This is a genomic window from Clostridium tagluense, from assembly GCF_003865095.1.
Lineage (GTDB): Bacteria > Bacillota > Clostridia > Clostridiales > Clostridiaceae > Clostridium_AD > Clostridium_AD tagluense.
Map to the genome: position 1 here is coordinate 44,332 of NZ_BHYK01000007.1, position 22,164 is coordinate 66,495.

The following is a 22,164-nucleotide window of genomic DNA, read 5'->3' on the forward strand; positions in this document are numbered from 1 at the left end:
TATAGAATATATTATTTAAGGTAATTGAATATTATTAATAATAAAAGAAATAAAATTGTAAAAAGAGTAAATTGGAAGGATGGTGAATAAAATAGATTATAAAAAATTAAAAAAAGATTTATTGGATAAAGTAGGTACATTAGGAATTAAGTCACCAGTTGTGACTGTAGAAAGTACAAGTGAGACGGACCTTCTTAAATTGGCAAAGGAATATAATTTAAATATTTCAGATTATATAAATGATTAGTGATTAATTTATATTTTATAGATATAACAAAATAAATTTGCTTTATAAAATACCCTAGGAGATTTTAAGCTTCTAGGGTATTAATTGTCTTAAGAATACATGCAAAATTGGAAATATTAAGGCCGAATGACTTAGCTTGCTTATTGACTTATTTAAATAGTATATTCATAATAAAAGAGTAATTTAAATTACTCTTTTATTATGAATTCAAATGGGGGAAATATAATGATTACAAAATTAAAGAAAATACAATACAATTCACCAGTGATATTAACTTTTACTTTTTTAGCCCTTGCCAGCTATTTACTAGGTTATTTAACAAATGGTACTTTGACTTCCTTTCTTTTTTCAAATTATAGAACCTCTTTTTTGGATCCACTTCAATATGTAAGACTTTTTTCTTATGTATTAGGTCATGCTAATTGGGCTCATTTTTCAGGAAATTTCATAATAATTTTAATAACAGGACCTATGTTAGAAGAAAAATATGGTTCAAAAGTTTTAGTGAGATTAATATTAGTAACAGCTTTTGCTACTGGCATAATACACATAATTTTTTCTGGTAATGCTCTTTTGGGTGCCAGCGGTATTGTTTATATGTTTATTATTCTAAGCTCCTTTACAAATGCTGAAAAAGGAAAAATTCCACTGACTTTAATAATTGTGTTTTTTGTATTCGTTGGTAGGGAAATTTTTGGAGGTGCTTTTAGCCAAGATAATATCTCTCAACTTGCACATATTATTGGTGGAAGCTTTGGGGCACTATTTGCCTTTAAGATTAAACATTAAGAAGATATATAGAAAGATGATAGCAAAAACTTGTAATAAGGTTTTGCTATTTTTTTTAGGGCAATTATACCTAAAATAAATTTTAGTAAATAAGAATAATGGGATTACTTCATACATATAAATATTGTAAAGTGAAATGTAAGAACAGGTGAAAAAAGATTCCAATAATAATACAACTAAATATAGTGATATATAATAAATGGCAGAGAAAATGAGCCGCATTATTATAAAGTGTTATGCTTTATTAGATGCGGTTTTTTTATACAATGTAAACGTTTCAATGAGATTAATTAAAAAAAGGGGTGTTGTTAATGGCTAAGTATGTAATGGCTCTAGATCAGGGGACAACCAGTTCAAGATGTATATTATTTGATAAAAAAGGACTTATCGTAACATCTGCTCAAAAGGAATTTACTCAGATTTACCCAAAAGCAGGCTGGGTAGAACACGATCCAATGGAAATTTGGTCAAGTCAAATTAGCGTTGCAACAGAAGCCATGGCCAAAATCAACGCTACGGCGTCTGACATAGCAGCAATAGGTATTACAAATCAAAGAGAAACAACTGTGGTTTGGGACAGGCGAACGGGGGTTCCAGTATATAACGCAATTGTATGGCAATGCAGAAGAACCTCTGGTACTTGTGATGAATTAAGAGAAAAAGGCTTTGATAAAGTTGTTAGAGCTAAAACAGGATTAATTTTAGATGCTTACTTTTCTGGGACAAAAATAAAATGGATATTAGACAATGTAGAGGGAGCTAGAGCAGAGGCGCAGGCCGGTAATTTATTATTTGGTAACATAGATACATGGTTAATCTGGAATTTAACAAAAGGAAAAACCTATGTAACAGACTATTCTAATGCTTCAAGAACATTACTTTTTAACATTCATGAATTAAAATGGGATGAAGAAATTTTAGAAACATTAAACATACCAAAATCAATGCTTCCAGAAGTTAAACCTTCAAGTTGTGTTTATGGACATACAGATGTGACCTTGTTTGGAGGAGAAATACCTATTGCAGGCGCTGCAGGAGATCAACAAGCAGCATTGTTTGGACAAACTTGTTATGAACCAGGAACAGCTAAAAACACTTATGGTACAGGATGCTTTATGCTTATGAATACAGGAGAAAAAGCAATTGAATCCACAAAGGGATTACTTACTACTATTGCTTGGGGAATAGACGACAAAGTAGAGTATGCGCTTGAAGGCAGCGTATTTATAGCAGGAGCTGCAATACAATGGTTAAGAGATGAGCTTAGAATGATTAATAATGCTGCTGATTCTGAAGAATATGCTAAAGCAGTAGAAGATACAAATGGAGTATATGTAGTTCCTGCTTTTGTTGGACTTGGAGCACCCTATTGGGATCCTTACGCAAGAGGAACAATAGTAGGTCTTACAAGGGGAGCAAAGAAGGAACATTTAATAAGAGCGACTCTCGAAGCCCTTGCATACCAAACAAATGATGTTTTAAAAGCAATGCAAGAAGATTCTGGAATTACACTTAAAGCCCTAAAAGTAGACGGAGGAGCTTGTGCAAATAATTTCTTAATGCAGTTCCAATCTGATATTTTAGGAGTTCAAGTAGATAGACCAGAAGTTATTGAAACTACTGCGCTAGGTGCAGCTTATCTTGCAGGACTTGCAGTAGGATATTGGAAAAGCAAAGGTGAAGTAGCAGAAAACTGGGCTATATCAAGAACATTTACAGCAAATATGACAGTAGAAAAGAGGGAGGATTTATTAAAGGGCTGGCATACAGCTGTTAAGAGATCAGCTGGGAATTTCGAATAGTAAGAGCTAGTAAATAATAAAAAATATGAATAGGGGGTATATATAATGTCACATTTTATGGCGGAACTTTTAGGTACTGCACTTTTGATTCTTTTAGGAGATGGAGTCGTAGCAGGTGTTTTATTAAGCAAAAGTAAAGCTCAAAATTCAGGGCACATCGTTATTACATGGGGATGGGCTTTAGCTGTTGGTATATCTGCTTATATTTTTGGACCAATAAGTGGAGGACATTTCAATCCGGCTGTTACTTTAGGATTTGCTGCAATTGGAAAATTTGCATGGGCAGATGTTCCAATGTATATAATTGCACAGATGATTGGAGCGATACTCGGAGCAACGCTAGTTTGGTTGCATTATTTACCACACTGGGCAGAAACGAAAGACAAGGGTCTAAAACTTGGAGTATTTTGTACAGCACCAGCAATTCGTAACACACCAGCAAATTTTATATCAGAATTTATTGGGACATTTGTATTAGTATTTGGTATTTTAGGAGTAGGTAATACGAAAATGGCAGATGGTTTTGGACCATTTGTAGTAGCTCTTATTATTTTAGTTATAGGCCTTTCACTAGGTGGAACCACTGGTTATGCAATTAATCCTGCAAGAGATTTAGGACCACGTATAGCTCATGCTATTTTACCTATAGCAGGTAAGGGAGATTCAGATTGGAAATATGCTTGGATACCAGTAATAGCTCCAATTTGTGGAGGAATAGTAGCGGCATTGACATTTGTAGCTGTATTTTAAATAATACAATTGTAAGAATAAAATAGGCAATGGAGAATTAGATAGAGAATAAGAGGTAGAGTTAGGAAAGTCTTAATTTAAGGTGTAAATGACCTTGAATTAAGGCTCTTTTTTTAAAAAAAGAGCCTTATTAATGTTTGATGTAATAATTATTGGAGTGTGCGTATAAGATGTTCCATAGCAAGACAATTAAATTTAGAAAAACCTTAGATCACTAAGTTTGGAGGGAATTCAAAATTTCTTCTAGGAAAAAATAAGTAGAACATAGAATAAACAATGAAAAAAGGCAAATTTAGTGATATAATGTATTAAAAAATCATAGAAGAAAGGATGATAAACATGAGCGACAGAGATAAGGCAGAAGAACTTTTACTTAAACATTTGAAGAATGATAAATTAATCATTCATTGTTATGCTGTTGAAGCTGTAATGGGTGCTTTAGCTGAAAAATTAGAACCTGAAAACAAAAGCGAGTGGGAAATAACAGGTCTATTGCATGACTTAGATGAAACAACCATAGATTGGCTTAAAAATCCAGAACTACATGGCCCCACTGCAGTAGAGATATTAAAAGCAGAAGGTTTTGGTAATGAACGCATATACCATGCAATATGTGCACATAACCAGTTAAATGGAACAAAGATAGTAAGTAAAATGGATGCAGCAGCTTATGCTGGCGACCCTATAACTGGATTTATTACAGCTATTGCGCTTGCCTATCCAGATAAAAAACTCTCAAATGTAAAAGTAAAATCTATAGTAAAAAGAATGAAGAACACAAGATTTGCTGCTGGTGCCAATAGAGAAGCCATGTATTCCATTGTGAATTTAGGAATTCCCTTCGAAGAATTTGCAGAACTTTCTTTAAATGCCATGTTGAAAATTTCTGATAAGCTTGGTTTGTAAGGTCATAAGGTAATTGAATAGGATAAAAAATCCGGTTAGGGTGTGAAAAGTACCACAACTGGTTTTTTTCATTTGTATTAAAAATAATTCAAAATTATATATATTAGAAAAGCATATTTTGTAATATATAATGGTGGTAAATATTAAAAATAAGAACAAGGAGAGATTTCTATGCCTAAAATTGGAAATATTCTTCGGAAAAGATACATCGTGGCTCTTTCTATCATTGCATTTTTGGTTTTGCTTAGCCAGTTTGTCATACAGTTTAGCATACAGTTGAAATCAGGAGATTCTACGGTGATTAATATAGCTGGAAGGCAACGGATGATTAGCCAACGTATTAGTAAGTGTGCATTCGCATTTAACCAGGCTAAAGATGAAGCCGAAAGAACTCATTACCTAGACGAACTCAAGAATTCCGTGGCTTTATGGGAACGTTCTCAAAATGGTCTCTTATATGGAGATAAGGAATTAGGTCTTCCAGGTCGCAACAGTACTGACATTGTGTCACGTTTCTATAAGGTAGATTTCTTTTATCAGAAAATTTTAAAAGCTGCAAAAGACATAATGGTCCAAGGTGATAAAAACGAACTAGATATTACTTATAATTTGGGGGTAATAAAAGACAATGAGCAATCTTTTTTGCATCTCATGGACTCCATCGTTTTTCAGTATAATGATGAAGCTAAAAACAAAATATCAGTTATTCGAACTACTGAAATCTTTCTTATGATCTTTACTTTTATGGTGCTGGTACTAGAAGTCAAATTTATTTTCTTGCCAGCAGAACGAAGCATTGACAATACCTTTAAGGAAATAAGTGAAAAACAAGACAATATTCAAAGGATTTTTGAGATTGCACCTACAGCATTGTTTTTAATGAGGTTGCCTGACCTTAAAGTATTGCAAATGAATTCTCTGGCCAAGCGGTTTACTAATAATTCTAGTGTGTACGACGACTCTGATTATCTCTTGAAATATTTTGAAAACAATCTAGAAAATCATGGCGACCTGGTAAGGAAAATAGTAGAGGGTGAAGCCTTTGCTCATGAGGAAGCTATGATTACTTCTGGGGACTCCGTAAAAGCAGTGCTGGTTTCTGCCAACAACATTTATTATCATAACACGCAAGCTATGATCCTCAGTATGATGGATATTTCAAAGCAAAAACACTCAGAAGCAATCCTTAAAAAATATGCCACTATGGACGAATTAACAGGACTTTTAAATCGACGTTCTGGTAGAATCATCATGGATAATGCAGTTGAAAGATCTAAGATGGAAATGCGGAGTATTGCTGTTTCCTTTTGTGATATTGATTCACTTAAGTATGTTAATGATACTTATGGGCATGAAGAAGGTGACTGGTACATTATTGCCGTTGGGGAAGCCATTAAGGCAAACCTGAGACAAGATGATTTTGCATTTAGATATGGTGGAGATGAAATAGTCATCATTTTCAATAATTGTGATGAGGACAAGTCCACAATGATTATTGAAAGAATTAATAATTCCATAGAACGAAAGCAAAATGAATTTGAGAAACCCTATAATATGGGTGTAAGCATTGGTACGGTAAATTTTTTCTCAAAGGAAAATACAACATCGGATGACTTGATTGCAAAAGCGGACAATATCATGTATGAAGAGAAGAAAAGAAAAAAGACACAAACATAGTCTTAAATAAAATTGGAGATGGTAAATATGGCAAATGAACTTGCAAGAATAAAAGAAGAAATATGGAAAGGTTATAAATCTATACGCTTTTCGGCAGGGGGCTATGAAGCATTAATGATAATCGATGTTGGAGCTAATATCATAGAATTAAAGGACTCTATAAGAGGCTTAAGCTTGCTTAGAACTCCTGTGAACAATTTGGATTTTGAAGTCTTTAAGGCAGCGCCTCAAGTTTATGGGTTGCCAGTATTATTTCCACCAAATAGAATAGAAGATGGAACCTTTAAAGTGGAAGATAAAACATATAAATTTCCAATAAATGAGACTAAACTTAATAATTATATTCATGGTTTTATTAAAAATGAAAAATGGAAAATATCTAGAAGTGAAATTATTCAGGGAGAAAAAGTTGAAATAGAGGCTGTTTTTGATTTTAACAAAGAACATGAATTTTATAAGTACTTCCCTCAAGAATTTCAGTTTAAATTAGTTTATAATCTTTCAAGTAGTGGGTTAAGGCAAACAATAAGTATTATTAATTTAAGCAATGAGAAAATGCCAATGGGAATAGGATTTCACACAGCTTTTAACATACCTTTTCACCCAAAAAGTGTGGAGAAAGATTATAGACTAATAGCATCAATAGATAAGAGGTGGGAACAAGATGCGCGAAACTTACCTACAGGAAAAATTTTAGAGCTAACTGAAGATGAGAAGCAATATGTAAATAAGGGTATAAACCCACTAGATAAGGAACTAGAATCTCATTATATAATGAAAAATATAAATATAAATGGGAAAGAATTTCATGGAGCTATAATTGAGGATACTTCTAAAGGAATAAGACTAATTTATGAAATGGGTAATGATTACAAGCATATGGTTATCTGGAATGATTTGGGGGGCAGTAATTATGTTTGTGTAGAGCCTCAAACTTGTGCAATAAATGCTCCAAACATTAATTTAGAAGATAGCGTAACTGGATTTAAAACCTTACGCCCTAATGAGACCTGGAGAGAGGAATGCAGGATATATATAGAAGACTTATAAGTTAAATTTAAAAATGCACAGATAATAACTGTGCATTTTTAAATTTAAGCAAAATCATAGCAAAAGCTACTTTATATGCTAATTTGTCTCGATTTTTGATTGTTTTGCATTTGTACTTGCTTTTTTGCCTTTGTTTTTAGAGATTAAACCTAAAACTTGCAAAGCGATTAATGGAGTTAAAGCCACCATGGCAATTATACCAAATCCATCAATTAATACGTTGGCTCCTTCAATGGAGTCAGCAGCGCCTTGTGCAAAAGCTAAAATGAAAGTGGCTGTCATTGGTCCAGAAGCAACACCTCCAGAGTCAAATGCTATTCCTACGAATAGCTTCGGTACAAAGTATGACATAATAACTGAAATTGTGTATCCTGGTAAAAGGAAATGCCACAACTGAATTTCAGGTATAATTATTCTTAACATTGATAATGCTACTGCAAAGGCAACGCCTATAGAAAGAGTTAAAATTACTACATTCTTTTTTATATGTCCATGGGTTACAGCTTCTATCTGATCCGTGAGTACATGAACAGCTGGCTCGGCTAATATTACTACTAATCCAAGTATAAACCCCACAAGGATAAGAATCCAATTACTATTTAAGGAAGCAACACTGTATCCTACTACCCTTCCAATCTCTATAAAACCAGCATTTACTCCTGTTAAAAATAAGACCAATCCAATATAAGAATATAAAAGACCTTTTAATATATTTGAAAATGATTTTTTTGAAAGCTTAAATGATATTTTATTGAATATAAAAAACAATAATAATAATGGAAGTAAAGTGAAAAAAACTTCAACTATCTTGGCTGGTAATATTTCAATAAATGGATTTATAATAGAGGTTGAGCCTAAAGCACTATTTGTTAGGGAACCAGTAACTTTATCAGATGTTGATATAATGCTCATAATAATAACGGATAAAATAGCACCTGTAGAGGCAATGGCTACCAGTCCAAAACTATCTTCTTCAGAGGCTATTCCATCTTTTTTTAATGAAGATACGCCTAAGGCAAGAGCTAATATAAATGGAACGGTCATTGCGCCGGTAGTAGCACCTGAGGCATCGAATGATATTGCTAAAAACTCGGAAGAGGTGAATAAAGATAGTGCAAAAATAACCAAATATATTATAGTTAACATTTTATGTAATGATTTATTATAAACTATTCGTAATAAACCTACAGATAACATAATCGCAATTCCTATGGATACAATAACTAAAATTGAAAGTTTAGTTATTACTCCTGATGTAACAGCACTAACTTGACCAGCAAGAATATGTAAATCAGGTTCAGCAATTGTAATAAAAAAACCTAGTATTAATCCAGAAATACACAAGACAATTATTTTATTGGTTTTAGCAAGAGAATTGCCCATTAATGTACCAATAGGAGTAACTCCAATATCAACACCAAATAAAAATACAGATAATCCAAATACTATAAAAATGGTACCTAATAGAAATCTAAGTATTAGATGTGTTTCAAGAGGAATGATTGTAAAATTCAATAATAATACTATTAAAGTAATAGGGAGTACAGAAAATAAAACTTCTTTAAATTTTTTAATAAGGATATTCAAATATACATCACGTCCATTCATAAAGTTTAAAAACTAGAATTTAGATTGTTGCTTATTTCGTTTATTACGTAAAAATTCAATAAAATTATTTACTTCTGCTATCTCTTGGTCTGTTAAATCATCAATGCCAGAAAGACGTGTAGAAGTAGCGGAAGAAGGAGAGGCAATATCCATATAACCTGCAGCTCTCATAATATCTTCATAGGGTAAATCTAGAGCATTAGCTATGTATTTTAATACCAGTGGTGAGGGATTCTTTCTTTCTCCATTTTCAAGTCTATGTATCTCAGTATGACTTATGTTTGCCATTAAAGCTAGCTTACGACTAGATAAGTTTCTTGCAGTTCTATGCTCAAGAATAAATTTCCCAATATCGCTCAACATAATACCTCCGTTTATATAATATATATATAGTATAACATTCTTGTAACCTTAAGGCAACAATACTATTAGAATTTGGTGCCAATAGGTTACAAGTTATTCGGAAAAATTAATAAAGCATATATTTAATAAAAAAGTGCAAAGAAGGGTTATAGTGAATTGTTCAATAATATTAATGAATATAGACTATAATAGGATTAAAGAATAACATAGGTTAAATTTAAAACCATACAATAAAGTGAAAGGATGATGAATTATGGCTATAGGTAGTGTTCAAGAGTATTTTAAAAAATGGGGCAAAGATAAAGATATTTTAGAATTTGTAACATCAAGTGCTACGGTTGAACTTGCAGCCCAATCAATAGGTGTAGAACCTGCAAGAATTGCTAAGACTATTTGTTTTAAAAATGGAGAAGGAGCTATGCTAATAGTTACAGCAGGTGATACAAAAACAGATAATAGAAAATTTAAGGATGAATTTGGTTTTAAGGCAAAGATGTTAACCCCAGATGAAACCCTCCAATATACAGGACATGCAGTAGGTGGAGTTTGCCCCTTTGGTTTAGAAAATGATATACCTGTATTTTTAGACAAATCTCTTAAGCGATTTGTTTCTGTTTATCCAGCTTGTGGAAGTAGCAATTCAGCCATTAAGCTTACCTGCGAGGAACTGCATAAATATTCACAAAACAAGAAGTGGATAGATGTTGGTAAAGGTTGGGAAGATAAATAACATAAGTTCAGTCCTCTTATATTTAAGTGAAATATATGCTATAATGTAAGCTGTAGACATGTGTAAATAAACAATAACAGCAATAAGAGATAAAACTCTTTTGGATTCTTAATTGGAAAAATAAGGTTTCAGATTTATGTTCTGGGCCTTTTTACTTTTGGAGGGAATTATTAATAAACTTAGAAATTTTGTATAGATGGATAAAATAAACAGGAAACCTTATTTTTATGGTTCCTTGCGTGTAAGGAAGAAGGGAAAGAAAAATGATTAAGCTGGAAGAAATATATAAGCTTTGTGAATGCTGTGAAAAACAAGATAGAAAAACAGGAATTATGAAACTAATGGAGAAAGGTTATAGTGAGATTATCGCAACAAAATATTATAACATTTGGAAAAGACATTACATGGATTGTAGTAGTCAAGATTCAACGCTTTCTGGTATTTATATAAAGACTAGTAAAGAAAAAAGACTTTTAGAAGAGTGCACATTTACGGAACGCCAAAGGTATCTCGAAGCATTAAGTAAAGAGCAACTTATACAAATAGCACAGGCAATGCTTAAATAATATACAAAAACAATTATAAATATACATAAATAAAATTGGGTTATTATTATCGTAAATGGGATTATTCTGAGTATTCCAATTAGTAAAACTAAAGTTAATAGCAATTGGCAGTTAAGCTAGACATAGTAGTAATTGTGTGATATAGTGGAATAATTGGCACTCATTACCAAAGAGCGTTAAAAAATAAGTTAATATAACTATTAAAAGTCGCTTTTTTATGGAAGTGGCTTTTTTGATAGGCTATTAACACAAATATATCCATAAATTATATATATACCTAAAAATGGATAAGAGATAAGGGGTGAAACTAAATGGGAGATAAAAATCCGAACAAGTTGAAAAAAAAGAAGAAGGTAGTTGAAAAAAGTACTGTAGAGCTTTCCACAGTGACGGTAAAAGCAAGAAAACCTAAAAAATAACAATAAAAAGCATTTACTTAGGTAAGTGCTTTTTATTGTTGTTTTTACATGAAACTACTAAATATTGGGTGTCCAGGTTAAGGAGTAGCGGTGATAGCATCTAGCATTAATAGATTAGTTAGTGATATAATAATAGTATAAATATTCTAACTAAAGGGAGGGTTATTTTATGGATGTAGAAAAGCTAACGGTAAAGGTTCAACAATCATTAAATGAGGCTCAATTAATAGCAGTAAAAAATAATCATCAGCAAATAGATACAATACATTTATTTGCAGCACTTATTGCTCAAGAGGATGGGCTTATTCCTAACATATTCAGTAAAATGGGAGTGAATATAAAGCAACTCAATGAGGATATTAACAAAGAAGTAAACCGAATGCCTAGAGTTACAGGAAGTGGTGCAGATACTGCATCTGTTTATGCCACTAGAAGGTTTGAGGAAGTTTTTGTTCGTGCAGAAGATGAAGCTAAAAAATTCAAAGATTCGTTTATAAGTGTGGAACATGTAATGCTTGGGCTTATGGATGTAAAAACTAAAGAAATCGGAGATATTTTAAAGAAATTTAATATAACTAAAGAAGAATTTTTGAGTGCACTTTCAACCGTTCGCGGAAATCAAAGAGTGGAGAATCCTGATCCAGAAGGTACTTATGAGGCTCTAGTAAAATATGGTTCAAACCTTGTGGAGCAAGCTAAAAAGCATAGATTAGATCCTGTCATAGGACGTGATGAAGAAATTAGGCGGGTTATAAGGATACTTTCTAGAAGGACTAAAAATAATCCTGTACTTATAGGAGAGCCTGGAGTAGGCAAAACTGCTATAGTGGAGGGACTTGCTCAAAGGATTGTAAAGGGAGATGTACCAGAAGGACTTAAAAACAAAATAGTATTTTCTTTAGACATGGGAGCTCTTATTGCAGGGGCAAAATTTAAAGGTGAGTTTGAAGAAAGACTTAAAGCAGTGCTTAAAGAGGTAGAAAATAGTGAAGGTAAAATAATTTTATTTATAGATGAAATTCATAATATAGTGGGAGCAGGAAAATCAGAGGGTTCCATGGATGCAGGAAACATGATAAAACCACTGCTTGCCAGAGGAAGTCTTCATTGTATTGGTGCAACTACTTTTGATGAATATAGAAAATACTTAGAAAAAGATAAGGCATTAGAGCGAAGGTTTCAACCAGTAATTGTTGAGGAGCCAACTGTTGAAGATGCGGTGTCAATACTTAGAGGTCTCAAAGAAAAGTTTGAAATATATCATGGGATACGAATTCATGATTCAGCCATAGTAGCCGCAGCAAAACTTTCGGATAGATATATAACCGCAAGATTTCTACCAGATAAGGCAATAGATCTTATAGATGAGGCTTGCGCTATGATCAGGACTGAAATAGATAGTATGCCTACCGAGATGGATATGACTAAACGTAAAATATTTCAACTAGAAATTGAAAAGAATGCACTATCAAAAGAAAAAGATGAGGCTTCAAAGAAAAGGCTGGAGGTTTTGGAGAAAGAATTAAGTAATTTAAAAGATAAAGATAATGAAATGACAGCAAAATATGAAAAAGAAAAATCTAAGATAGTTGAAATTAGAAATTTAAAAGCAGAGTTAGATGCCTACAGAGGGGATATAGAAAAATCAGAAAGAGAATATGATTTAAGCAGAGTGGCAGAACTTAAATATGGAGTAATTCCAAAACTAGAAGCTCAGATAAAAGAAAAAGAAGCAGTTATACATGAAAATAATGAAACAGCTATGCTTAAAGAAGAGGTAACAGAAAGTGAAATTTCACAGATAGTATCAAAATGGACTGGAATACCTGTAGCAAATTTGGTAGAAGGAGAAAGAAAAAAACTCCTAAGGCTTGAAGAAGTGTTATCAGAAAGAGTAATTGGGCAAAAAGAAGCGGTAAATGCGGTTTCAAATGCGGTTATTCGTGCAAGAGCAGGCATGAAGGACCCAAGAAGACCTATTGGTTCATTCATATTCCTTGGACCAACCGGTGTTGGAAAAACTGAACTTGCAAAAACACTAGCTAAAACTCTATTTGATAGTAAAGAAAGTATAATAAGAATAGACATGTCAGAGTATATGGAAAAATATTCTGTGTCAAGGCTTATAGGAGCTCCACCAGGTTATGTAGGCTATGAAGAGGGTGGTCAACTTACGGAAGCTGTTAGGAGGAAACCTTACAGTGTTATATTATTTGATGAAATAGAAAAGGCTCATGAAGATGTGTTTAATATATTTCTTCAGATACTAGATGATGGAAGGCTTACAGATAATCAAGGTAAAATTGTTAATTTTAAAAACTGCATAATAATTATGACTTCAAACATTGGAAGTAGTTATCTTTTGGAAAACAAAGAAAATGGAGGTATAGAGCAATATATTCGTGATAGAGTTATGAGCGAGCTGAAGTCAAAATTTAAACCGGAATTTTTGAATAGATTGGATGATATTATACTATTTAAACCACTAGATACAAAAGAAATAAAAGGTATAGTAGATATATTCCTTGAAGAAATCAAAAACAGGCTTAAAGACAAAAATATATCAATGAAAGTGACTGATGGTGCTAAAGAGCTTATGGCAGAGGAAGGCTATGATCCAATTTATGGTGCACGTCCACTAAAGAGATATATTGAAAATGTCTTAGAAACATCTATCGCTAAGAAAATTATCAGGGGAGATATTAGTGAGGGCTCTATCATTGGGGTAGATGCTAAAGATCAGCAAATTATAATAGAAAAGATTCAATAATTGTGTTTAGTTTCAGCAAAAATTGAGAACTAGGTCGCAGAGATGCGATTTAGTCCTCGATTTTTTGTATTATGTTTTGTTTTATCTCTTTGCAGATATCATTAATAATTGACAACGAAACAGTTATTTAACATAATAGGGTTGGACATGCGTCTAGATAAAACAAAAATTATTTTGAAAGAGGAGATTATATAATGAATGAGTTTTTAAAAATTGTAAGAGAAAGAAGATCAGCTAACAAATTTATTGAAAATGTTGTAATACCAAAAGAAGATTTTAATGAAATATTTACAGAACTCTCATTGGCGCCTTCTGCATTTAATTTACAACATGCTAATTATTATGTTGTAGAAGATAAATCATTAACGGATAAAATTTATGATGCGGCTTTTAAACAGTATAAAATAAAAACTGCTTCAGCAACAATAATAGTTACTGGAGATAAAAATGCTTATTTATCAGCGGAAACCATATATGAAGGGTCAATGATGCTGGGAATGATAGATAAAACTGAATATCAAATTCTAATTGATAGTATTAATCATGTATATGAAGATGGGGGAAAAAGTTTTCAGCATGATGAAGCTATTAGGAATGCATCTATATCAGCAATGTTATTTATGCTTTTAGCTAAGAATAAAGACTGGGATACATGTCCAATGATATATTTTGATAAAGATAAAATCAGTAAGTTATTAAATATTCCAGAAAATGAAGTGCCAGTTATTATGATTACCATGGGTAAAATGGACAAAAGTAGTAGTAAAATAAGAGGTTATAGAAAGCCTACTGCTGAATTTGTAAAATTTTATTAATTAATTATATAAGGATTTATTGAACTAATGAAAATTAAGAATAAATCAATATTTACAAGGAGGCCTAAAAATGTCATATTTACTTAAACCGCTAAAACAATGTAAGTTAACTTTTAACAATAGATTGGTTATGCCACCCATGGCTACATCTAAATCTGAACAGGATGGAAGGGTAAGTAAAGAGATATTAGATTATTATGATGAAAAATCCCAGGGTGGGTATATTTCATTAATTATTATAGAACATAGCTTTATAGCGCAAAAGGGAAAGGCTAGTGAAAGAATGCTTTCTATAGCAGAGGATAATGTTGTGGAGGATCTAAAAGAACTGGCAAATATTATTCATAAAAATGGCTCTAAAACAGTAATGCAAATTAATCATGCTGGAAGTGCCACAAAAATAGATATCACAGGATATGAGCCTGTGGGACCTTCAGCTATAGCAAACCCTCGAACAGGTACTGTTCCAAAGGAACTTACTAAAAGTGAAATTAAAATTATAATCGAAGAATTTGCGAAGGCGGCACTACGTACAAAAGCAGCTGGGTTTGATGGGGTAGAGATTCATTCTGCTCATGGATATCTTCTAAATCAATTTTTTTCTCCGCTTTCTAATAAACGAAATGACGAATATGGTGGAGAGTTACTCGGAAGAATTAAAATTCATTTAGATATTATTAAAGCAGTAAAAGATGCTGTTGGTAATGAATTTCCAATTCTTCTTAGATTAGGAGCTTCTGATTATATGGAAGGTGGAAGTACAATTGAAGATAGTAAAGCTGCAGCCCTAGAATTTGAAAGGGCAGGAGTAGATGTTCTTGATATTTCTGGAGGATTTTGTGGATATACTGTGACCGGTAATACTAGTCAAGGATATTTTTCATCCCTAACTGAAGCTATTAAGGAAGTTGTGTCAATTCCAGTAATACTCACTGGTGGGATTACGCAGGCTCATGCAGCTGAAAAACTTCTTTCAGAAGGAAAAGCTGATCTTATTGGTGTAGCTAGAGCTATATATAAAGACTCTAAGTGGGCTCAAAATGCTATTGAAACGCTTAAATAAGTATCAAAAAGATAGAATTACTTAAAGTGGTAAGCCACCGATTTATAAGAGTCGGTGGCGTTCTTATTATGAATCTAAAATGAGTTTATAACTTCATGTAAGTTATTAGAATTAGAAATAAATACGCAGCAAAATTTGAAAGGATGATTAGATGGACTTCTTAGTAAACACAATAATAAAGACAATAATTGATACCTTATATTTGACAGGAATGATAATTCTAGTAGGATTTATTCTTGGATTTTTGAGGGGCCATTCAATGGGAAATTTTCAAAGGAGTTTTGGCTTTAAGGCAGTTGCTATTACAGGTGTTATAGGGGTTCCTATACACGAAATGTCCCATGCTATCTTTTGTGTTCTCTTTGGACACAAAATTAAAAAAGTGGTGCTTTTGCAGAGGAGAGATGAAAATGGGGTACTTGGGTATGTAAGTCATGCGTATAATCCTAATAGTGTATATCAACAAGCAGGTAATTTTTTTATAGGAATTGCTCCTATATTCGGAGGAATTTCCGTTATAATTGCATTAATGCACATAATCATTCCGAAGACATACAATGAATTTATAAATATATCTTTAAATAATATAAACATAACTAGTATAAGCCCGGAAACAATAAAGGTCATACTTAATTCTTATATTGATTTAATAAAAACAATTTTTTCAATGAATAATTTAGCAAATCCCTACTTTATACTATTCTTATTTTTGGCTATATGTATCTCATCCCATATATCCTTAAGTTCTGCGGATATTAAAGGTGCCTCTAAAGGATTAATTATAATATTTCTTTTAATATTAGTTGTCAATGTTTTTGGCTTTTCAAGATTTTTTGTGGCTGAAAGTATATTGAAGTATAATATTGTACTAATAGGATTTCTCATAGTATCCTTGATTTTTTCTAGTATAACGTACATTGTAAGTTTACTTCTATCAATAATAAAGAATTAATTTAATATTTGCTGAAATAATTGTTATTCTTACCAAAGTCTAATAAATAAGCAAAAAAAATAGTGAATAGCCCTCGATTGTAAACCAAAAAATAATTATGGTTTACAATTGGGGGCTATTCCATTATTATTAGTATGTACCATGGTGTAAAGGAGGAATATTTATGAAAAATACAAGAAATTTAATTTTAGTAGCTATGTTTGCAGCTCTAACAGCAATAGGAGCTTTTATTAAGGTGCCAATACCATATGTACCTTTTACCCTGCAATATTTATTTTGTGCGTTAGCTGGCATAATTTTAGGTTCGAGATTAGGTGCATTATCGCAAATAGTTTATGTGGCCATTGGACTTTGCGGGGTGCCTGTATTTACAGAAGGGGGAGGTATTAGCTACATATTTAAACCTACTTTTGGATATCTTATTGGCTTTATAGTAGCGGCCTATGTTATAGGTAAAATAAGAGAGAATGTTGTGGAATTAACTTTTTTAAAGACTATATTTACACTGCTTTTGGGTCTGTTTTTTATATATTTATTTGGAGTTGTATATTTATACATTAGTTATAATTTATACCTAGGAAAAAATATTTCTTTTTATTTTGCGTTTTTTTATGGTTTTGTGGTTTGTATAGCTGGGGATTTGATACTAACAATATTTGCAGCATATATTTCAATGAAATTAATACCTGTATTAAAAAAAAGTGGATATATAGAATAAAAACAATAAAAGAGGAGGACAAGATGAAAGAATTTATTAAGAGCATAGAGAAAAATGTTTTATCAGGTCAAGCTATAAGTTTTGAAGAGACAATGGAATTAACTAGCATTGCTGAAAAAGAAGATATAGTACTACTATTCAATACTGCGAATAAAGTGCGAGAATATTTTTGTGGCAGGGAAGTGGATTTTTGTAGCATAATGAATGCAAAATCAGGATGTTGCACTGAGGACTGCAAATTCTGCGCGCAATCTGCTTATTATAATACGAATGTAGAAGAGTATGGATTAGTCTCAAAAGAAGATGCTTTAAAACTAGCAAAGGAAAATCAAAATGAGGGAGTAAATAGATTTTCATTAGTGACAAGTGGTAGAGGACCTACTGAAAGTGATTTTGAAAAGATTTTACATATATATGAAGAGCTAAATAAGGAAATAAAAATGGATTTATGTGCTTCGCTGGGTATACTTGGATATGAGCAATTGCTTAAGTTAAAAGAGAGTGGGATAACAATGTATCATCATAACCTAGAAACTAGCAGAGAGTACTATGAAAACATATGTACAACTCACAGCTATGATGAAAGACTAGATACTATAAATGCAGCATCAAGGGCTGGAATGCTTGTTTGCTCTGGGGGAATTATTGGCCTTGGAGAAAGCTTTGAAGATAGAATTAAGCTAGCTTTTTTGTTAAGGGATTTAGGTGTTAAATCTATTCCTATAAATGTATTGAATCCAATTGAGGGAACACCTCTAGAAAATGCAGAAAGATTAAACCAGGAGGAAATACTAAAAACTATTGCTATCTTCAGATTGGTGAATCCAAAAGCGCTTATAAGACTTGCTGGGGGAAGAAATCGCATAGATGAGTTTGGCAAAAATTGTTTTAATGTAGGAGCCAATGCTACAATCACTGGAAACTACCTAACAACATCAGGTAATAAAATATGTGATGATAAGAAAATGGTAAGTGAGTTAAATCTGGAGGTTAGAAAAAATGGCTAAGGGGATATTTATAGTTGGAACAGATACGGATGTGGGTAAAACTGTTGTAACTGCAGGGATTATTCATGTGCTTAGGAGTAATGGATATAATGCTACATATTTTAAGGCAGCACTTAGTGGGGCATTTGAAGTAGGCAATGAGCTTGTTCCAGGTGATGCTTTGCTTGCTTGTGATGTGAGTAATTTAGAAGAAGATTACTTTAATATAACACCTTATGTTTATAAGAACGCTGTATCTCCTCATCTTGCCGCAAAACTTGAGAACAAGCCTATTGAAATAGATGTAATAAGAGAAAAATACGATTATTTAAAGAAAAAATATGATTATATAATTGCGGAGGGTAGCGGTGGAATAGTATGTCCATTGATAGATGATGAAAGAGGATTATATACTCTTGAAAATCTTATTGTGGATTTAAATATGAGCGTTATTATTGTGGCAAGAGCTGGGGTAGGGACAATTAATCATACAGTACTAACTGTTAAATATATAGAATCTCTAGGGATTAAGATAAAAGGAATTATAATAAACAATTATATAGAAAATATGATTTGCAATGATAATATTAAGATGATAGAAAAACTTACTAAAGTAACCATTATAGGCAAGTTTAAAAAGATTGAAGACCTAAAAGGAAATATGGTACAAGCTATAAGGAGAAATGCAGAGATTGCTTTTAGTGCTAAGAATATAGAGGAATGCATGGATAAATTATAAAATGAAAGTTGAGGTATTTATATGAATTATGTAGAAAAGGATTTAAAATATATATGGCATCCTTGTTCACAAATGAAGGACTATGAGGAGCTTAATCCAATAGTTATTGAAAAAGGTGAAGGGGTTTGGCTTTATGATATACATGGAAATGCATATTTAGATTGTATATCATCTTGGTGGACGAATACTCTAGGACATAGTAATAAGAGAATCAATGAGGCCATAAAAAAACAAATAGACAGCATTGAACATGTTATATTTGCAAATTTCTCAAATAAACCGGCTATAGAGCTGGCGGAAAAGCTGGTAAATATAACACCATATAAGCTTAAAAAAGTATTTTTCTCTGATAATGGATCCTCAGCAGTAGAAATAGCCTTAAAGATGAGCTTTCATTACAATATGCAAAAGGGAAATACTAAAAAGAAAAGGTTTGTAGCCCTAAGCGATGCATACCATGGAGAAACTTTGGGCGCATTGTCTGTTTGTGATGTAGATGAGTTTAATATGGTATACAAGCCCCTCCTTTTAGATACCTTAAGAGTAGAAGGACCAGATTGCTATAGGTGTAAATATGGTTATAGTAGAGAAAATTGTAATGCAGAGTGTTTTGGAAATATGAAAAAATGTTTAATGGAAAATCACGAGGAGATAAGTGCGGTAATAGTTGAACCTATGGTTCAAGGAGCGGCAGGTATGAAGATTTATTCACCTATTTATCTAAAAAAGCTTCGAGATTGTTGTGATAAATATTATGTACACCTTATTGCAGATGAGATTGCCATGGGTTTTGGTAGAACTGGAAAAATGTTTGCTTGTAATCATGCTGGAATAAGTCCAGACTTTATGTGCCTATCAAAAGGAATTTCTGCTGGATATATGCCTATGTCCGTAGTTATGACTACAGATGAAGTGTATGATTGCTTCTATGGAGATTATAAAGAGCGAAAATCATTTATACATAGTCATACTTATGCAGGTAATGCTATGGGATGTGCCATTGCACTCGAAAACCTAAAGATATTTGAACAAGATAATATTATAGAAAACAATATAGAAAAAGGCAAACTTATAAGAGAACTTACACTAAAAAAGGCAGAAGGTTTGAATCATGTAGGTGAAGTAAGAAGTATAGGTATGATAACAGCTATAGAAATAGTAAAAGATAAAAAGACAAAGGAAAGTTATCCCTTTGACATGAGAGTAGGATACGAGATTTACAAAATTGCGCTTAAAAAAGGTTTATTGCTCAGACCTATAGGAAATGTACTTTATTTTATTCCGCCATACATTATACAGCAAGAGGAGATAGAGTTCATGGTGAATACTTGCTTTCAAAGTATAGAAGAATATTTCCAGCAAAACGCAGGTGGGGACTATACTGATATGTAGCAATTGAGGCACCAAAAAGCATTCAATCTTTTATGATTGAATGCTTTTTCTTTATATAGAGAAGATCAAAATGCATAAATAATTAATTTCAGAGTCATTCTTGAATTAATTTGTGAGAGTTTTAATTTGTATAAAAAGGAATAAGTCGCATAATATAACAAACATTTTGCATATACTTTATAAAGAAGAACAAAAAAACTCCTGTGGGAGTGTAAATCTACGAGCTTATAAGTTATTTATATCTTGACAAAGAATATAAAATATTGTAACAATACTGTTAATACAGAATATTTAATAAATTACAATAATTGCAATGAAAACATGGCAATATTCTAATTGATTGAAGAACACGAACATATCCTTTATCAAAAAAACGTTTTTATAATGAATGAACAAATATTCACTATAAAAGTGCAGGATTTCTCTGAAATTATTCAAATTGCTTACATTCTATAACTTGAATGCCAAATTCTTTGTAAAATTAATTCCTTCTGTAGAGGGAACTATTACACTTAGAATTTTTGTATTATATATGAGCTTTGCTCTGAAAAATAAAAAGGGGGATTCTAGATGTTAAAAAGGTCATTAGCAATTGGTTTAAGTTTAATGCTAACATTTGGTATGGTAGGCTGTGCAAAAAAACCGGCTGTAACTGAGACTAAAAAGATGCACATTGGAATTGTTACTGGTACTGTATCGCAGGGTGAGGATGATCTGCGTGGTGCTGAAGCAATGATTAAAAAGTATGGCGATGCAGCTTCCGGCGGGATGATAAAGCATGTTACTTATCCAGATAATTTTACGCAAGAACTAGAAACTACTATTAGTACAATTACTGGCCTGGCAGATGATGCAGACATGAAAGTAATTGTGGTAAATCAAGCAGTTCCAGGTACTGTTGCAGCATTTAAACAGATTCGTGAAAAAAGGCCTGATATATTACTGTTAGCTAACTCTTCTCAAGAGGATACTGCTATGATCGAAGCAACTTCAGATTTGGTTGTAGACCCTGATAACGTAAACCGTGGCTATCTTATGATACTGGCTGCGAAAAAGATGGGCGCAAAAACTTTCGTGCACATTTCTTTCCCTAGACATATGAGTATAGAACTTCTTTCACTCAGAAAAAACATTATGCAACAAGCTTGTAAAGACTTAGGAATTAAATTTGTATTTGAAACAGCTCCAGACCCAACAAGCGACGTTGGAATTCCAGGAGCACAACAGTTTATTCTTGAAAAAATGCCAGCATGGGTTGCAAAATATGGAAAAGATACAGCATTTTTCTGCACAAATGATGCTCAGACAGAGCCATTATTAAAACGTGTTGCAGAACTGGGAGCGATATTTGTTGAACCAGATCTTCCTTCACCAGTAATGGGATATCCAGGAGCATTTGGTATTGATTTAAAAGCAGAAGCTGGAAACTGGCCTGAGATATTGAAAAAAGTTGAAGCAACTGTAGTAGCTAAAGGTGGTTCAGGAAGAATGGGTACATGGGCATATTCTTATGGATACACAGCTAGCGAAGGTTTGGTAGAATATGGTAAGGGCGTAGCAGAAGGCACAATGAAAAAGGGCAATCTTGCTGATCTAATAAAGGCATTTGGTCAATATACACCAGGAGCTGAGTGGAATGGTTCCTTGTATACAGATAGAGTTAGTGGAAAAGAAATTTCAAATCACGTAATGGTTTATCAAGACACTTATGTATTTGGAAAAGGATACCTAGGTAACAGTAAAGAAGTGGTTCCTCCAGTATATAAGACCATAAAGTAAACAAAAAACATTGAACATTAGTAAGCAGTCTTTAGAGACTATT

The 22,164-nt window shown here is 32.5% G+C and carries 20 protein-coding genes; 18 read left to right on the forward strand and 2 right to left on the reverse strand.

Annotated elements, in window-relative coordinates; all coding sequences use genetic code 11:
* The first annotated feature begins 79 nt into the window (after positions 1-79).
* The 7 genes from Ctaglu_RS25065 (at position 80) to Ctaglu_RS07880 (ending at position 7,221) form a co-directional block, all read left to right on the forward strand.
* The gene (locus Ctaglu_RS25065; protein ID WP_185732626.1) at positions 80-247 is read left to right on the forward strand and encodes a hypothetical protein; all 168 of its coding nucleotides are present in this window, start codon (positions 80-82) and stop codon (positions 245-247) included.
* Positions 248-472: 225 nt separating this feature from the next.
* Positions 473-1,036 (forward strand): rhomboid family intramembrane serine protease, encoded by a 564-nt coding sequence (locus Ctaglu_RS07855; RefSeq protein ID WP_124999771.1) that lies wholly within the window; start codon positions 473-475, stop codon positions 1,034-1,036.
* A gap of 311 nt (positions 1,037-1,347) precedes the next feature.
* Positions 1,348-2,838, forward strand: coding sequence for a glycerol kinase GlpK (gene glpK, locus Ctaglu_RS07860; RefSeq protein WP_124999773.1), 1,491 nt, complete (start codon positions 1,348-1,350; stop codon positions 2,836-2,838).
* A gap of 45 nt (positions 2,839-2,883) precedes the next feature.
* The gene (locus Ctaglu_RS07865; RefSeq protein WP_124999775.1) at positions 2,884-3,588 is read left to right on the forward strand and encodes an MIP/aquaporin family protein; all 705 of its coding nucleotides are present in this window, start codon (positions 2,884-2,886) and stop codon (positions 3,586-3,588) included.
* Between the two features lie 339 nt (positions 3,589-3,927).
* Complete coding sequence (locus Ctaglu_RS07870; protein WP_124999777.1) at positions 3,928-4,494, forward strand: HD domain-containing protein; 567 nt, start codon at positions 3,928-3,930, stop codon at positions 4,492-4,494.
* A 171-nt stretch (positions 4,495-4,665) separates the two neighbouring features.
* A complete protein-coding gene (locus tag Ctaglu_RS07875) occupies positions 4,666-6,171 on the forward strand; it encodes a diguanylate cyclase (protein WP_124999779.1) in 1,506 nt (501 codons plus the stop codon).
* 27 nt (positions 6,172-6,198) lie between these two features.
* A complete protein-coding gene (locus tag Ctaglu_RS07880) occupies positions 6,199-7,221 on the forward strand; it encodes an aldose 1-epimerase (RefSeq protein WP_124999782.1) in 1,023 nt (340 codons plus the stop codon).
* Between the two features lie 78 nt (positions 7,222-7,299).
* Here the strand turns inward: Ctaglu_RS07880 and Ctaglu_RS07885 are convergent, their stop codons facing one another.
* Positions 7,300-8,808, reverse strand: coding sequence for a DUF1538 domain-containing protein (locus Ctaglu_RS07885; protein ID WP_125000049.1), 1,509 nt, complete (start codon positions 8,806-8,808; stop codon positions 7,300-7,302).
* Between the two features lie 33 nt (positions 8,809-8,841).
* Positions 8,842-9,192, reverse strand: a complete 351-nt coding sequence (locus Ctaglu_RS07890; protein ID WP_307720473.1) for a helix-turn-helix domain-containing protein — start codon at positions 9,190-9,192, stop codon at positions 8,842-8,844.
* A 253-nt stretch (positions 9,193-9,445) separates the two neighbouring features.
* Here Ctaglu_RS07890 and Ctaglu_RS07895 point away from each other — a divergent pair, with 253 nt between their 5' ends.
* From Ctaglu_RS07895 to Ctaglu_RS07945, 11 genes are all read left to right on the forward strand, one after another.
* Complete coding sequence (locus Ctaglu_RS07895) at positions 9,446-9,922, forward strand: YbaK/EbsC family protein (protein WP_124999785.1); 477 nt, start codon at positions 9,446-9,448, stop codon at positions 9,920-9,922.
* Between the two features lie 263 nt (positions 9,923-10,185).
* Positions 10,186-10,488: a hypothetical protein gene (locus tag Ctaglu_RS07900; RefSeq protein ID WP_124999787.1), complete on the forward strand. Its 303-nt coding sequence runs from the start codon at positions 10,186-10,188 to the stop codon at positions 10,486-10,488.
* Positions 10,489-11,076: 588 nt separating this feature from the next.
* Positions 11,077-13,677, forward strand: a complete 2,601-nt coding sequence (clpB, locus tag Ctaglu_RS07905; protein ID WP_124999789.1) for an ATP-dependent chaperone ClpB — start codon at positions 11,077-11,079, stop codon at positions 13,675-13,677.
* A 194-nt stretch (positions 13,678-13,871) separates the two neighbouring features.
* Positions 13,872-14,492 (forward strand): nitroreductase family protein, encoded by a 621-nt coding sequence (locus Ctaglu_RS07910; protein WP_124999791.1) that lies wholly within the window; start codon positions 13,872-13,874, stop codon positions 14,490-14,492.
* Between the two features lie 70 nt (positions 14,493-14,562).
* A complete protein-coding gene (locus Ctaglu_RS07915) occupies positions 14,563-15,555 on the forward strand; it encodes an NADH:flavin oxidoreductase (RefSeq protein ID WP_124999793.1) in 993 nt (330 codons plus the stop codon).
* Positions 15,556-15,706: 151 nt separating this feature from the next.
* Positions 15,707-16,507: a metalloprotease family protein gene (locus Ctaglu_RS07920; protein WP_124999795.1), complete on the forward strand. Its 801-nt coding sequence runs from the start codon at positions 15,707-15,709 to the stop codon at positions 16,505-16,507.
* Between the two features lie 163 nt (positions 16,508-16,670).
* Positions 16,671-17,225: a biotin transporter BioY gene (locus Ctaglu_RS07925; RefSeq protein WP_124999797.1), complete on the forward strand. Its 555-nt coding sequence runs from the start codon at positions 16,671-16,673 to the stop codon at positions 17,223-17,225.
* A gap of 23 nt (positions 17,226-17,248) precedes the next feature.
* A complete protein-coding gene (gene bioB / locus Ctaglu_RS07930) occupies positions 17,249-18,232 on the forward strand; it encodes a biotin synthase BioB (RefSeq protein ID WP_124999799.1) in 984 nt (327 codons plus the stop codon).
* On the forward strand, positions 18,225-18,950 hold the full coding sequence (bioD, locus tag Ctaglu_RS07935) for a dethiobiotin synthase (RefSeq protein ID WP_124999801.1): 726 nt from the start codon (positions 18,225-18,227) through the stop codon (positions 18,948-18,950). Before bioB ends, bioD begins: the two co-directional genes overlap by 8 nt.
* Positions 18,951-18,971: 21 nt before the next feature.
* Positions 18,972-20,342 carry an adenosylmethionine--8-amino-7-oxononanoate transaminase gene (gene bioA, locus Ctaglu_RS07940; protein ID WP_124999803.1) on the forward strand — a complete coding sequence of 457 codons (1,371 nt, stop codon included), beginning with the start codon at positions 18,972-18,974 and terminating at the stop codon, positions 20,340-20,342.
* Between the two features lie 570 nt (positions 20,343-20,912).
* A complete protein-coding gene (locus tag Ctaglu_RS07945; RefSeq protein WP_124999804.1) occupies positions 20,913-22,121 on the forward strand; it encodes a DUF3798 domain-containing protein in 1,209 nt (402 codons plus the stop codon).
* Positions 22,122-22,164 lie beyond the last annotated feature (43 nt).